Source organism: Variovorax sp. UC122_21, from assembly GCF_044056785.1.
Taxonomy (GTDB): domain Bacteria; phylum Pseudomonadota; class Gammaproteobacteria; order Burkholderiales; family Burkholderiaceae_C; genus Variovorax.
In genome coordinates this window covers 1957731-1972140 of sequence record NZ_CP172003.1, presented here as the reverse complement: position 1 = coordinate 1972140, position 14410 = coordinate 1957731, and the positions used below count along the sequence as shown (strand labels likewise).

General features: G+C 70.8%; 11 protein-coding genes and 2 pseudogenes. 7 read left to right on the top strand and 6 right to left on the bottom strand.

Annotated elements, in window-relative coordinates; translation table 11 throughout:
• Window positions 1–59 precede the first annotated feature (59 nt).
• The 5 genes and pseudogenes from ACHMXE_RS10080 to ACHMXE_RS10060 form a co-directional block, all read left to right on the top strand.
• A pseudogene (locus tag ACHMXE_RS10080) lies at window positions 60–563 on the top strand (7TM-DISM domain-containing protein); the annotation flags it as partial.
• Between the two features lie 166 nt (window positions 564–729).
• Window positions 730–1800: pseudogene (locus ACHMXE_RS10075) on the top strand (diguanylate cyclase domain-containing protein); the annotation flags it as partial.
• A gap of 676 nt (window positions 1801–2476) precedes the next feature.
• Complete coding sequence (locus ACHMXE_RS10070; protein ID WP_395347339.1) at window positions 2477–3022, top strand: hypothetical protein; 546 nt, start codon at window positions 2477–2479, stop codon at window positions 3020–3022.
• On the top strand, window positions 3019–6039 hold the full coding sequence (locus ACHMXE_RS10065; protein ID WP_395347338.1) for an EAL domain-containing protein: 3021 nt from the start codon (window positions 3019–3021) through the stop codon (window positions 6037–6039). The genes ACHMXE_RS10070 and ACHMXE_RS10065 overlap by 4 nt, the downstream gene beginning before the upstream one ends.
• 45 nt (window positions 6040–6084) lie before the next feature.
• On the top strand, window positions 6085–6717 hold the full coding sequence (locus tag ACHMXE_RS10060; protein WP_203207631.1) for an NAD(P)H-binding protein: 633 nt from the start codon (window positions 6085–6087) through the stop codon (window positions 6715–6717).
• Window positions 6718–6736: 19 nt separating this feature from the next.
• Here the strand turns inward: ACHMXE_RS10060 and ACHMXE_RS10055 are convergent, their stop codons facing one another.
• The 6 genes from ACHMXE_RS10055 to ACHMXE_RS10030 form a co-directional block, all read right to left on the bottom strand.
• On the bottom strand, window positions 6737–8149 hold the full coding sequence (locus ACHMXE_RS10055; RefSeq protein WP_395345867.1) for an FAD-binding oxidoreductase: 1413 nt from the start codon (window positions 8147–8149) through the stop codon (window positions 6737–6739).
• 19 nt (window positions 8150–8168) lie between these two features.
• Window positions 8169–9173: a tripartite tricarboxylate transporter substrate-binding protein gene (locus tag ACHMXE_RS10050; RefSeq protein ID WP_209544408.1), complete on the bottom strand. Its 1005-nt coding sequence runs from the start codon at window positions 9171–9173 to the stop codon at window positions 8169–8171.
• A gap of 89 nt (window positions 9174–9262) precedes the next feature.
• A complete protein-coding gene (can, locus tag ACHMXE_RS10045) occupies window positions 9263–9955 on the bottom strand; it encodes a carbonate dehydratase (protein ID WP_203207634.1) in 693 nt (230 codons plus the stop codon).
• Window positions 9956–9977: 22 nt separating this feature from the next.
• Complete coding sequence (locus tag ACHMXE_RS10040) at window positions 9978–10583, bottom strand: thiamine pyrophosphate-dependent enzyme (RefSeq protein WP_395345866.1); 606 nt, start codon at window positions 10581–10583, stop codon at window positions 9978–9980.
• An 8-nt stretch (window positions 10584–10591) separates the two neighbouring features.
• Window positions 10592–11110, bottom strand: coding sequence for a thiamine pyrophosphate-binding protein (locus tag ACHMXE_RS10035; RefSeq protein WP_203207636.1), 519 nt, complete (start codon window positions 11108–11110; stop codon window positions 10592–10594).
• Window positions 11111–11154: 44 nt separating this feature from the next.
• Window positions 11155–12633 carry an aldehyde dehydrogenase gene (locus tag ACHMXE_RS10030; RefSeq protein WP_395345865.1) on the bottom strand — a complete coding sequence of 493 codons (1479 nt, stop codon included), beginning with the start codon at window positions 12631–12633 and terminating at the stop codon, window positions 11155–11157.
• A gap of 185 nt (window positions 12634–12818) precedes the next feature.
• Between ACHMXE_RS10030 and ACHMXE_RS10025 the strand changes: the two genes are divergently transcribed.
• Together ACHMXE_RS10025 and ACHMXE_RS10020 are read left to right on the top strand one after the other, a co-directional pair.
• Window positions 12819–13661, top strand: coding sequence for a CoA ester lyase (locus ACHMXE_RS10025; protein ID WP_203207638.1), 843 nt, complete (start codon window positions 12819–12821; stop codon window positions 13659–13661).
• Complete coding sequence (locus ACHMXE_RS10020; protein ID WP_203207639.1) at window positions 13658–14407, top strand: electron transfer flavoprotein subunit beta/FixA family protein; 750 nt, start codon at window positions 13658–13660, stop codon at window positions 14405–14407. The genes ACHMXE_RS10025 and ACHMXE_RS10020 overlap by 4 nt, the downstream gene beginning before the upstream one ends.
• Window positions 14408–14410: the final 3 nt, after the last annotated feature.

Here is a 14410-nt window from a genome sequence, read left to right as displayed (position 1 = left end):
ACACAATTGCAAACTTCTTCATTCATGCCGCCTGGCAGCGGCGCGTCTCCGTTCGCCCCATGTCCCTGGAATCCGCGTTCGTCCGGTCTCGCGCCTTCGAGGATGAGGACGGACCGGCACGCCCACGCGCCGCGCACCGCGCGCCCCGGCACTGGCTGCTGGCGCTGTGGCTGCTGTTCGCCGCGCTGACGCCGGCCCTGGGCGCGCCGCCGCCCGACACCCGAGCGCCGGTGCTCTCGCTCGCGCGCCAGGCCGCCGGCCTGCCCGCGGTGCTGCAGCTCCAGTTCTTCGAGGACACGACCCGCGCCCTGAGCATCGACGAGGTCCGCACCCCGGCCCAGGAAGCGCGCTTCACCCTGCCCGACCAGCCGCTGCGCGGCCAGGAATCCGACCGCGTGCTGTGGTTCAAGCTGCAGATGCAGCTGCAGGACCCGGCCGATGCGGCGCGCGAATGGCTGATGCTGGTGCCCACGGTGTCGACGCGCGACATCCGCTTCTACGGCCCCTTCGACACCACCGGCCACGCGCTGGCCGAGCCGGTGGTCACCGGCATGCGCCACCCCTGGGCCACGCGGCCGGCCGCCTCCGAGCAGATGGCCTGGCGCTTCGAGCTGCCGGGGCCGGGGCGTCTACACGGTGTACTTCCGCGTCGAGTCGACCTTCGCGCGCATCTACGACGTGACGCTCTGGGACCCGGCGGACTACCTGCAGTCGACGCAGGACAAGCGCATGTTCGACGGCGTGAGCTACGGCCTGCTGCTCGGGCTCACGGTCTACGGCCTGGTGCTGTTCGTGGTGTTCGGCGAGGCGCTCTACGCCTACTACATGCTGGCCTGCCTCTGCGGCCTGCTGGCGCTCGCGAGCATCAACGGCCATGCGCTGCGCTATCCGTTCGCCCACTGGCCGGCCGGCGCCGGCTTCGCCTACACGGCCGGGCCGGCGCTGTGGGCGCTGTGCAAGCTGCAGTTCGGCCGGCGGCTGCTGCGGCTGTCGCACTTCGCGCCGCTGCTCGACCGGCTGGTGCAGGCCTTCTCGGTCGCGCTGCTGCTGGCCATTCCCTACGCGCACTGGGGCGCCCATCCGCTGATCACCTTCCGGCTGGTGCAGATGTCGGTGGTGGCCTCGACGGCGGTGATGGTGATCGGCGCGATGTTCGCGATCCGCCGGCGCTACTGGCCGGCCGTGCTCTATTGCATCGGGGTCGGACTGCTGCTGGCGGGCATCGGCGCGATCGTGTTCGCGAGCTGGGGCTGGATCGAATGGGCGCCCGGCCAGATGAACGTCTCGCAGGCGGCGCTGGTGGCCGAGCTGGTGGTGTTCGCGGTGGCGATGGCCTCGCGCCTGCGGCTGGTGCTGCGTTCCGAGCAGGCGCTGACGGCGCGCACCCAGCAGCTGGTGGAGGCGCTGGGCACCGACGCGCTGACCGGCGCCGCGAGCCGCGCCGGCCTGGAGAGCCGCGGCGAGGAATGGCTGCGCAACGGCCAGCCCTTCGCGCTGATGCTGCTCGACCTCGACGGCTTCAAGGAGGTCAACGACGGCCACGGCCACGCGGTCGGCGACGCAGTGCTGGTGCAGACGGTGGCGCGGCTGCGCTCGCAGCTGCGCGCGAGCGACACGGTGGCGCGCCTGGGCGGCGACGAGTTCGCGATCCTGGTGCCGGGCCGGCCCTCGCGCGAGGCGCTCGCGCAGATGGCACGCCGCATCGTCGACGCCGGCCTGCAGCCCATCGAGGCCGATGGCGCCGAGGTCTCGGTCGGCATGAGCCTGGGCATCGCCTGCAACCCCGAGGACGGCCGCACGCTGGCCCAGCTGCTGCGCTGCGCCGACCAGGCGATGTACCGCGTCAAGCAGCAGCGCCAGGGGCCGGGCTTCGCCTTCTACGCCGACACGCACACGGGCCCCGGCGCGGCCGACCCAGGCCGGGCCGCTGGCCGGCGGAACGGGCCTCGCCTGATGCGCCTGCTCGCCGCGCTCGCCCTGCTGGCATCGCTGGCCTGCCAGGCACAGGTCCCGTCTCCACCGCCGTCCCCGGCGGAAGCCCCGGTGCAGCGCCTGCGCATCGTCGGCGGGCTCGGCGGCATCACGCAGTACACGCGCCACGAGGAGAACTTCTGGGCCCGCGAGCTCGCGGCGCTCACCGGCGGGCGCTACAGCGCCAGCATCGTGCCCTTCGACCGCGCGGGCGTGCCGGGCCAGGAGATGCTCAACCTGATCCAGCTCGGCGTGGTGCCCTTCGGCACGGCGCTCATGAGCCAGATGGCGATGCAGTTCCCCGAGCTCGGCACACCCGACATGGCCGGGCTCAACCCCGACATCGCCACCCTGCGCCGGGTGGTCGCGGCCTTTCGCCCCTATCTCGCGGCCACGCTGCGCGAGCGCTACGGCGCCGAGCTGCTGGCGATCTACATCTACCCGGCGCAAGCCGTGTTCTGCAACCGCCCCGGTCGCGCGGCTGGCCGACCTCGCGCAGCGGCGCGTGCGCGTGTCGAGCGCCACGCAGGCCGACTTCATCCGCGCGCTCGGCGCCACGCCGGTCTACACCGAGTTCGCCGAGATCGTGCCGAACCTGCGTTCGGGCAACACCGACTGCGCGATCACCGGCACCATGTCGGGCCACACGCTGGGCCTGCACGCGCTCACGAGCGCGCTCTACACCATGCCGCTGAGCTGGGGCCTGGCGGTGTTCGCTGCCAACCGCGAGAGCCTCGAGGCGCTGCCGCCGGACCTGCGGGCGGTGCTGCGCCAGGAGCTGCCGAAGCTCGAGGCCGCGGTGTGGGCCGAGTCCGAACGCGAGACCACCGAGGGCATCGCCTGCAACACCGGCGCCGACGCCTGCAGCAAGCCGGTTCGCGGCCGCATGACCGCGGTCGCGCCCACGCCGCAGGACGACGTCCGGCGCCGCGAGATCCTCGCGACCCGCGTGCTGCCGGCCTGGCTGCAGCGCTGCGGCCCGGTCTGCGCGCAGGTCTGGAACGACACCGTCGGTCCCGTGGTGGGCCTGCGCGCCCCGCTCTCGCGATGACGCAGCGCTTCTCGCGTCGCGTCGCCGCCGTGGTGTACGGCGTGGCGCTGCTGTTCCTCGGCACGCTGGGGACCGTGGCCGCCAGCATCATCTGGGAGGCGCGCGCCAAGGCGATCGAGAACGCCGAGACCCAGGCCATGCGCTTCGTCGGCGGCTCCGAGGCCGCGCTCAACCGCGCGCTGCTGAGCATCGACATGCTGCTCGCCGGCGCCGGCGAGCAGCTGCGCGCCGTGCCGCGCGAGCGCCTCGCCGAGGAGGCGGCGCGGCCCGAGGTGCAGCGGCTGATCGTCAACCTGGTGCGGCAGAACCTGCTGGTGCGCTTCGTCGCCTTCGTCGACGCGGACGGCACGCCGCTCGCCTCCTCCGACCGCCGCGGCGCGCGGCTGCCGATGGCGCTGCCCGAGGGCTTCGCGCGCTCGGTGCTGGCGCAGCCGCTGTCGACCATGGCCGTGAGCGCGCCGATCGCCAGCCCGGCCACGCTGCAGAAGGTGGTGTTCTTCGCGCGCGCCGTGCCGCTGGCCGACGGCAGCCGTGTGCTGGCGGTGGCCGAGGTGCAGATCCCGCTGCTGGCCATGGTGACGATGCAGGGCGCGGCGATCCCGGGCCTGGAGATCACGCTCGAGCGCGATGCCGGCCCGCTGCTGGTGAGCGTGCCGGCGCGCGACGACCTGCTGGGCCGGCAGCTCGAGCCCGCGCTCAGCGAGCAGACCAGCGACGGCAAGCCGGTGCGCATGGCCGCGCGCCTGAGCGGCGTGCCCGCGATCCTGGTGGCGCGCCCGACGCTGCACCGCAACCTGCTGATCGTCGCGAGCATCCCGCTCGACGCGGCGCTGCGCGACTGGCGCCAGGAGCGCGACCGCATCGCCTGGACCGGCGTGGTCATCGGCGCGCTGATCCTCGCGATCGCGGCCTTCACCCACCTGCAGCTGCGGCGCCAGTGGCAGTCGCGGCAGGAACTGGTGCGCTCCAAGGCCACGCTCGACCAGGCGCTCGAGTCGATGATCGGCGGCTTCGTGCTGCTCGATGCCGAGGACCGCGTGCTGGCCTGGAACCACAGCTTCGTCGCGATGTTCCCGTGGGTGCGGCCGCTGCTCGCGCCGCAGCTGCCGTTTCGCGAGCTGATGACCGAGACCGCGCGCCACGTGGTGCACGAGGGCGGCCCGCCCGGCTGGCTGGCGCTCAACATGCCGCAGCTCGCGCAGGACCATTCCGAGCAGGAGGCGGTGCTCGAGGACGGCCGCGTGCTGCACGCCACGCGCAGCCGCACGCCCGACGGCGGCACCGTCTGCGTCTACCAGGACATCACCGAGAAGCGGCGCCACATGGCCGCGATCGTCGAGAGCAAGGCGCAGCTGCAGGCCACGCTCGAGGCGCTGCCCGACCTGCTGCTCGAGGTCGGCCTCGACGGCATCTGCCACGGCCACCATGCGCCGCGCGTGCCGCTGCCGGGCATCCAGGTCGACCAGCCGGCCGGCCGCCGGCTGCAGGAGCTGCTGCCGCCGCAGGCGAGCGCGGAGGTCATGGCGGCGCTCAAGGAAGCCAACCAGACCGGGCGCTCGAGCGGGCGCCAGTTCGAACGCCGCTACGCGCGCAGCAAGGCCTGGTTCGAGATCTCGGTCTCGCGCAAGGCCAGCGGCGCGCAGGCCGATCCGCGCTTCATCGTGATCCTGCGCAACATCACCGAGAGCAAGCAGGCGGCCGACGAGGTCGAGCAGCTCGCCTTCTACGACACGCTCACCGGCTTGCCCAACCGGCGCCTGCTGGTGGACCGCATCAAGCAGGCCGTCGATGCCGCGCCGGGGCGCTCGCGCTGGAGCGCGCTGCTGTTCCTCGACCTCGACAACTTCAAGACCGTGAACGACGCGCACGGCCACGACACCGGCGACGTGATGCTCAAGCAGGTGGCCAAGCGCCTGACCGCCTGCCTGCGCCGCGGCGACACCGTGGCGCGGCTGGGCGGCGACGAGTTCGTCGTGATGCTGGCCGAGCTGCACGAGCGGCGGCTGATCGCGACCTCGGAGACCGAGGCCATGGGCGCGGCCATCCTCGAGCAGCTCAACCGGCCCTACCAGCTCGGCGGCCAGCAGCACCACAGCACCTGCAGCATCGGCGTGTCGCTGTTCGACACCGCCGACGCCTCGCTCGACGAGGTCATCAAGCAGGCCGACATCGCGATGTACTACGCCAAGACCGCCGGCGGCAACGCGCTGCGCTTCTTCGAGACCAGCATGCAGACCAGCATCACCGCGCGCGCGGCGCTGGAGAACGAGCTGCACGCGGCCGTCGAGCAGCGGCAGTTCGTGCTGCACTACCAGAGCCAGGTCACGAGCGAGGACCGCGTGGTCGCGGCCGAGGTGCTGGTGCGCTGGCAACATCCCACGCGCGGCCTGCTGGCACCCGGCGAGTTCATCGCCGCGGCCGAGGACACCGGGCTCATCATCCCGCTGGGCCTGTGGGTGCTCGAGACCGCCTGCCGCCAGCTCGCGGCCTGGAGCGAGGACCCGCGCCGCGCGCACCTGCAGCTGTCGGTCAACGTGAGCGCGCGGCAGTTCCGCACCGACGACTTCGTCAAGCAGGTCGCCCGCGTGCTCGAGCGCACCGGCGCCGATCCGCGCCAGCTCAAGCTCGAGCTGACCGAAAGCCTGTTGCAGTTCAAGGTCGCCGACACCATCGCCAAGATGAAGACCCTGGCCGGCATGGGCATCCAGTTCTCGATGGACGACTTCGGCACCGGCTTCTCGTCGCTGTCGTACATGATCCAGTTGCCGCTCAACCAGATCAAGGTCGACAAGTACTTCGTGCACGGCATCGGCCTCAACCCGAAGGTGGAGCTGGTGATCCAGACCATCATCGGCATGGCGCTCAACCTCGAGCTGCAGATCGTGGCCGAGGGCGTGGAGACGCAGGCGCAGCGCGAGTTCCTCGAGCGCCACGGCTGCCACCTCTACCAGGGCTACCTGTTCGGCAAGCCGAAGGCGCTGGAAGCGTACGAACATGACCTGGACGCACAGGCCTGATCGGGCCGCACAATGGCCCGCGGTGAACCACGCGAGGCGATCGACATGAAACTGCTGCTGTTGGGTGCGACGGGATTGGTGGGCGGCCGGGCACTGCAGCTCGCGCTCTCGAACGACGCCTTCTCCGAGGTGATCGCGCCGACGCGAACGCCGCTCGCGGCCCACGCCAGGCTGGTGAACCCGGTCGCCTCGAAGCTCGAGGACCTGGTGCCGGCCTGCATCGCGCACCGGCCCGATGCCGTCGTCTGCGCGCTGGGCACGACGCAGGCCAAAGCCGGTTCGAAGGAGGCCTTCCGCCACGTCGACCACGAGCTGCCGCTCGCCTTCGCCCAGGCCGCGCATGCCGCCGGTGTCGGCACCTTCGCGATCGTCACGGCCATGGGCGCGTCGGCCAGCTCCCTCTTCTTCTACCCGCGCATCAAGGGCGAAGTGGAACGGGACATCCGCGCCATCGGATTCCGCTCGCTGACCATCTGCCGCCCGAGCCTGATCGGCGGCGAGCGCAATGAAGAAAGGCGCGCGGAGGGCATGGCGCTGACCTGGGCGCGGCGCCTGGGGCCGCTGCTTCCGGCGCGCTGGCGCGTCAATCCGGCAGCGGCCATTGCCGCGGCGCTGCTCGACGCGGCCATCGCCGCGAAGCCCGGCTGCCACTTCATCGCCTCCGACGCCATGCATTGAGCGGCAAGCTGCCGCGTGTTCAGTCGAGCTCGAGCAACCGCCCGGGGTTCAGGAGGTTGCGGGGATCGAGCGCGCGCTTGATGTCCCGCATCAGCGCCAGCGCAACGGGCGACTTGGTCCTTCGCAGCTCCCGCACCTTCGACTGCCCGATGCCGTGCTCGGCCGAGATCGATCCGCCGTAGGCGGCGACGCCGTCGTAGACCACGCGCGAGATCAGCGCCGCCTGCGCTTCATCGAAAGTGCTCGCGCCCGGCGGGCCCTGGATGTTGTAGTGCAGGTTGCCATCGCCCACATGGCCCAGCGTGATCAGGCGGATCGCGGGCAGCGCGTCGCGCAGCGCGCGGTCGGTGGACTCGAGAAACGCCGGAATGCGCGAGATCGGCACGGCGATGTCGTGCTTGAGGTTCGCCCCCTCCTTGGCCTGCGCCAGCGGGATCGACTCGCGCGCATGCCAGAGCCGGTTCGACTGGTCGATGCTCTCGGCGATCACCGCATCGGTGATGACCTCGCGCTCCATTGCCTGCTCCAGCAACTGGTCGAACAGCGCCCGTGCCTGCGCTGACGAGCCCTCGGCCGATTGCTCGATCAGCACGCACCAGGGCGTGTCGCCGGAGAACGGCCCCTTGAAGGCCGGAAAGTGCAGCGCGACCAGCGCGAGCGCCTCGCTCCCCATGAGCTCGAAGCCCGAGAGCGAGGCGCCGAGCCCCTCGCGCGCCAGCGCGAGCAGTTCGAGCGCCGCCGCCGCCGACGGCACCGCCACCCACGCCGTCGATTGCGCGACGGGACGCGGGAACAGCTTCAAGGTGGCCGCGGTGATGACGCCCAGCGTGCCTTCGCTGCCGATGTAGAGGTTGCGCAGGTCGTAGCCCGTGTTGTCCTTGCGCAGGCCCGACAGCCCTTCCCAGACACGGCCATCGGGCGTGACCACTTCCAGGCCCAGGCACAGGTCGCGCGCATTGCCGTAGCGCAGCACCTGCGTGCCGCCGGCATTGCTCGCGAGGTTGCCGCCGATGGTGCAGCTGCCTTCCGCGGCCAGGCTCAGGGGGAACAGGAAACCGGCGGCCGCCGCGGCCTCCTGCACCGATTGCAGGATGCAACCGGCTTCCACGGTGAGCGTCTGGTTGTGCCGGTCGAGCTCGCGCACGCGGTTCAGGCGCGCCGTGCTCAGCACCAGCTGCGTGCCCGAGTCGTCGGGCACCGCGCCGCCGACCAGACCCGTATTGCCGCCCTGGGTCACGACGCTCACGCCCGCGGCGGCGCAGGCCGCGAGCGTCGCCGCGACGCCGGCGGTCGTGTCCGGGCGCGCCACGGCCAGCGCGCGCCCGTGGTAGATGCCGCGCCAGTCGGCCTCGTGGGCCGCCAGGTCGGCACCGAGCACCTGGGTCGGCCCGAGCACGGACCGCAGATGGGCGATGAGGTCTACCGGGTTCATGCGGACTGCACCCAACGCGTCACTCGGGCTTGATGCCGGCGGCCTTGATCAGCGGGCCCAGCCGGTCCATGTCCGCGCGCAGGGCGCGCGAGAGCTGCTCGGGCGCGCCGCCGAGGATCAGCGCACCGTCTGCCTCGAGCTTGGCCCTCACGTCGGGCGTGCGCAGCGTCTCGTTGAGCCTGGCGTTCAGCACCGCGACGATCGCCGCCGGCGTTCCGGCCGGTGCCACGATGCCGTACCAGGTCACGAGCTCGAAGCCCGGGAAGCCGCTCTCGGCGATGGTCGGCACGCCCGGCAGCGCGGGCGAGCGCTGCGCCGAGGTGACGGCGATGCCGCGCACCTTGCCGCCGTCGATGAAGCCGCGCATCGTGACGCTGGTCCCGACCCAGGCGTCGAGCCGGCCGCCGAGCATGTCGGGCATGCCCTGGGCGATGCCGCGATAGGGAATCAGGTTGAACTTCGCGCCCGACTGCTTCTGCAGCAGCTCGGTCGCCAGCAGCGGGCTCACGGTCGGATAGCCGATGCTCACCGAGCCCGGGTCCTTCTTCGCCTTCGCGATGGCGGCCGCGAGATGGGCCGCGCCGCTGGCCGCGTCGACCGTGAACACATAGGGCGTGGAGGCGATCAGCCCGATCGGCTGGAAGTCCTTCACCGGGTCGAAGGCCAGCTTGTCGTAGAGCGACGGGCTCAGCGCGATGTGATCGGTGAGCGTGAGGCCGAGCGTGTAGCCGTCGGCCTTGGACTTGGCCACCGCCTGCAGCGCGATGTTGCCGTTGGCGCCGCCGCGGTTGTCGATGATGACGCTGGTCTTGAGCAGCTCTCCGAGCGTCGGCGCCAGCACGCGCGCCAGCTTGTCGCCGCCGCCGCCCGGCGGGAAGGGAACGATCAGGCGCACGGGCTTGTCGGGGTAGTCGGTGTCGGCGCGTGCCGGCAGGCCGAAGGTGAAGGCGAGCGCGAGGCCCAGGAGGCTCGCGGCGGCGAGGCCGCGGCCCTTCGTGTTCGGTGTGCGCTGGATGGGGCCCATGGGATGTCTCCGGTTGATCGTTGTGTGGCGGGCAGCCGCGCCCCGGCCGCTGGCAGTCCGGCGGCAGGCGTTCTCGCGGCGGCGGAAAATCAGTTCGTCTCGACGGCGGCTTCCGGCACGCGGGCCGGCGCCTTGTGGCGCGATCGGATCGACGCGATCGCGCACGCATGGAAGCGCTCGATGTCCTCGGGGCGCCCCACGGTCATCTCCAGGTCGTTGAGCCAGCCGTTGTGCAGCCCGTAGACCCAGCCATGCACCCTCAGCGGCTGGCCGCGGCGCCAGGCGTCCTGGACCACGCCGGTACGGCAGACGTTGAGCGTCTGCTCGACCACGTTGAGCTCGCACAGCGCGTCCAGCCGCCGCTCCTCGGGCACCTCGTCGAACCAGGCCGCATGCTTCTCGAGCACGTCGGCCACATGGCGGATCCATGCGTCGGCGATGCCGATGCGCAGGCCCCGGAGCGCCGCGCCCACACCGCCGCAGCCCGAGTGGCCCACCACGATCACGTGCTCGACCTTCAGCAGGTCGACCGCGTACTGCACGACCGCGAGGCAGTTGAGGTCCGAATGCGCCACCACGTTCGCGACGTTGCGGTGCACGAAGAGCTCACCGGGCTTCAGGCCCACGAGCTCGTTGGCGGGCACGCGGCTGTCGGCGCATCCGATCCACAGGTACTTGGGTGCCTGCTGGCGCAGCAGCGACGAGAAGAAGCCGGGTTCGCTCGTCTCGACCTCGCTCGCCCAGTCGCGGTTCTTCGCCAGCAGCTTGCTCAGCGCGTCCATGGTCTGCGCGGGGCCGCGGGCCTCAGACGTGCGGGTCGGCGCCCAGCAGCGCGGTGCGAAAGCGGCTGCGCAGGAACGGGCCGTCGCGCGGCGGCAGCGCCGTCGGCGCGGGATCGGTCGTGACCTTGATGGTCGCGAGCACCGGGCCCTGGCCGTTGAGGATCCTGTCGACCGCCTCCTCGAGCTCCGCGGCCGTGCGCACCGTCAGCGCCTGCGGGAAGCCCGTGGCCTTGGCCACCTCGGTGATGTTGACGCCGCGGCCCGCGTGGGCCGGCTGCATGCCGGTCTCGGCGTAATGCTCGTTGTCGATCACGACGACCGTGAGGTTCTCGGTGCGGTCGACCGCGGCGGTCGCCAGCGAGCCCAGGCCCATCATCATCTCGCCGTCGCCGACGAACACGATGACGCGCTTCTTCGGCTGCGCGCGGGCCAGGCCCAGGCCCACCATCACGGCGCCGCCCATCGCGCCCCAGAGGTAGAAGTTCTGCGGACCGTCGCCCGCGGCGGCCACGTCGAAGGTCGGGTTGCCCAGGCTGGTGATGGCCAGCGCCTCGCCCCGGTCGCGAAGGATGCGCGCCACCACTTCGCGGCGGTTCAGGACGGCTTGGTTCTTGGCTGTGGATGACATGGCGATGCTCACTTGTTGAAATTCTTCGTGCCGATGACGCGCTGTCCGATCAGCACCGCGACGCTGCGCCCGGTCTGGTAGGCGAACTTCGCGCCGGCGAGCACGGTGGGCGGAACCTCCTCGGGCGTATCGGCGCGGTACACGTACACGCCCGAGTCCTCGAGCACCGCCTGCGTCGACTTGCCCATCGCGACCTGCCAGGGGTTGAACTCGCCCCACTCGCCGCGCATCGTCACGACCATGAACAGCGGCATGCGCGTCTCGTGCTGCAGCGACAGCATGTTGATGCAGTTGCCGACGCCGCTGGACTGCAGCAGCAGCACGCCGCGGTCGCCGCCGAGCCAGGCACCGCCCAGCATCGCGACGCCCTCCTCCTCGGTGGTGAGCGATACCGCGTGGATCTCGGGGTCCGCCTCGCACAGGCGGATCAGCTGGCTGTGGCCCGCGTCGGGGACGTAGGCGACCTGCCGGACGCCGAGGTTCTTGAAGCCTTCGAAGATTTGCTGGGGCCAATCGATGGTGGACATGGGAGTGGGTGGGGTGGTGAATGATGGAAAGAAGGGATCGATGCTCAGCGCATGACGAAGGGGTTGGCCGTCGCCGCGCCGGTGTTGATCCAGACGCTCTTGGTCTGCAGGTATTCGTTGATCGCGTCCATGCCGTTCTCGCGGCCCAGGCCCGAATCCTTGTAGCCGCCGAACGGCGACATGAAGCTCACGGCGCGGTAGGTGTTGATCCACACCATGCCGGCCTGCAGCCGCTCGGACATCCGGAACGCGCGGCCCATGTCGCGCGTCCACACGCCCGAGCCGAGCCCGAAGCGCACGTCGTTGGCGATGCGCACCGCATCGTCCTCGTCCTTGAAGCGGATGATCGAGAGCACGGGGCCGAAGACCTCCTCCTGCGCGATGCGCATGCCGTTGTCGACGTCGCCGAAGATCGTCGGCTGCACGAGCCATCCGCTGCCGCAGGCCTCGCCCGTGGCGGGACCGCCGCCGAGCAGCAGCCGGGCGCCCTCGTCCTTCGCGATCTGGATGTAGCTCAGCACCTTGTCGTACTGGGGCCGCGTGGTCACCGGGCCGACCTGGGTGTCCATCGACATCGGGTCGCCCATGCGCGCGGTGCGCGCCAGCGCCAGCAGGCGCTCGACCACCTCGTCGTACACCGCGTCCTGCACCAGCAGGCGCGAGCCCGCGATGCAGGTCTGGCCGGTGGCGGCGAAGATGCCCGAGACCGCGCCGTTCACGGCGTCGTCGAGGTTCGCGTCCGCGAAGACGATGTTGGGCGACTTGCCGCCGAGCTCCAGGCTCACGTGCTTGAACTGGCGCGCGGCCGCCTCGTTGATGGCGCGACCGGTGGCGTCGGCGCCGGTGAAGGTGATCTTCGCGACCCGCGGATGCTCGACGAGCGTGGCGCCCACCTCGCGGCCGAAGCCCGTGACCACGTTGACCACGCCGGCGGGAAAGCCCGCCTCCTCGAACAGCCGGGCGAACTCCAGGCTTGACGCGGACGTGAACTCCGAGGGCTTGATCACCACCGTGCAGCCCGCGGCGAGCGCGGGGGCGATCTTCCACGTGGCCAGCAGCAGCGGCGAGTTCCAGGGCGTGATGGCGGCCACCACGCCGAGCGGCTCGCGGCGCGTGAAGTTGAAGTAGCCCGGCTTGTCGAGCGGCATCACGCGCCCCTCGACCTTGTCCGCCAGCCCGCCGAAGTAGTAGAACCACTGGGGGATGTAGTGGAGCTGCCCCAGCATCTCGGCCAGCAGCTTGCCGTTGTCGCGCACCTCGATCTCGGCCAGCCGGCGCGCATCGCGGGCGATCAGGTCGCCGACGCGGCGCAGCAGCGCACCGCGCTCGGTGGCCGTGAACTTCGACCACGGGCCCTCGGTGAAGGCCCGGTGCGCCGCCTGCACGGCGGCGTCCACGTCGGCCGCGCTGCCCGAGGCGATCTCGGCCCATGCCTCGCCGGTGTAGGGGTTGTGTGTTTCGAACCAGGTGCCGCCGAGGGGGGCGGCTTCCTGTCCGTCGATCCAGTGTGAGTAGCGTTTCATATCGGTGGACGAAGCTTCCTACATCGATGCGCGCGGCGCCATTTGCGATTCGCAAACAGGCACTTCAGAAGTGCTCAAGACGACCCGGCCGGTGTTTGGCCACGCGAAATGGCGGCTTGTGGAACCGCAAATTGCGCGGTGCGTACGCGCTGGGCATCCTTCATGGCGAACTCACTCGCGAAACCATGACACTGTCCCAACGCTCCTTCCTCTTCGTGCCCGCGAACCGTCCCGACCGCTTCGACAAGGCGCTGGCCTGCGGCGCCGATGCCGTCGTCATCGACCTCGAGGACGCGGTGCCTCCCGAGAACAAGACCGAGGCGCGCCATTCCGTGGCCGCCTGGCTGGCGGCCCACCATCGCGTGATCGTCCGCATCAACGCAGCCGACACGCCGTGGTTCAAGGACGACCTGGCGCTGGCCCGCCTGCCCGGCGTGGCCGGGATCATGCTGCCGAAGACGGAGCGCATCGACGAGGTGTTCAGCGTGTCGTGCATCGGCGCGGGCACGGCGGTGTTTCCGATGATCGAGACCGCCGCCGGCCTGCACAACGTCCACACCATCGCGCGGGCGCAGGGCGTGCAGCGGCTGGTGTTCGGCTCGATCGACTTCCAGCTCGATCTGGGCATCTCGGGCGACGAGCTCGAGCTACTGCCCTACCGCGCGCAACTGGTGATGGCCTCGCGCCTGGCCCGGCTGGGCGCGCCGATCGACGGCGTCAGCACCTCGATCGACGACCAGGCCGCGCTCACGGCCGACACGCTGCGCTCGCGGCGGCTCGGCTTCGGCGCCAAGCTGTGCATCCATCCGAAGCAGGTGGGCGCGGTGAACGCGTCCTTCTGCGCCACCGCCGAGGAACTCGCCTGGGCGCGCCGCGTGCTCGAGGCGGCCGCGCGGTCGGCGGGTGCCGCCGTCGCGGTGGACGGCAAGATGGTGGACCGCCCCGTGATGATGCGTGCCCAGGCGATCGTGCAGGAAGCCGGCGAACGCGCATTGAAGCTGGCCGGCACGGCGGGAGCGCAGGCATGAAGGCCTTCGTCGCGGTCAAGCGGGTCGTCGACTACAACGTGAAGGTGCGCGTCAAGAGCGACGGCACGGGCGTGGACATCGCCAACGTCAAGATGAGCATGAACCCCTTCGACGAGATCGCCGTCGAAGAGGCCGTGCGCCTGAAGGAGAAGGGCGTGGTGACCGAGGTCATCGCCGTCTCGTGCGGCGACGCCAAGTCGCAGGAAACCCTGCGCACCGCGATGGCCATCGGCGCCGACCGCGGCATCCTGGTCGAGACCTCGGAAGAGCTGCAGCCGCTGGCCGTGGCCAAGCTGCTCAAGGCGCTGGTCGACAAGGAACAGCCCTCGCTCATCATCCTCGGAAAGCAGGCCATCGACGACGATGCCAACCAGACTGGCCAGATGCTGGCCGCGCTGGCCGACCTGCCGCAAGCCACCTTCGCCTCGAAGGTCGAAGTCGCCGGTGACAAGGCCAACGTCACGCGCGAAGTCGACGGCGGCCTCGAGACCGTCTCGCTCACGCTGCCGGCCGTCATCACGACCGACCTGCGCCTCAACGAGCCGCGCTACGTGACGCTGCCCAACATCATGAAGGCCAAGAAGAAGCAGCTCGACACCTTCAAGCCCGAGGACCTCGGCGTGGACGTCAAGCCGCGCCTGAAGACCCTCAAGGTCTCGGAACCGCCGAAGCGCGGTGCCGGCATCAAGGTGCCCGACGTGGCGACCCTGGTGGACAAGCTGAAGAACGAAGCCAAAGTGATCTGAGGA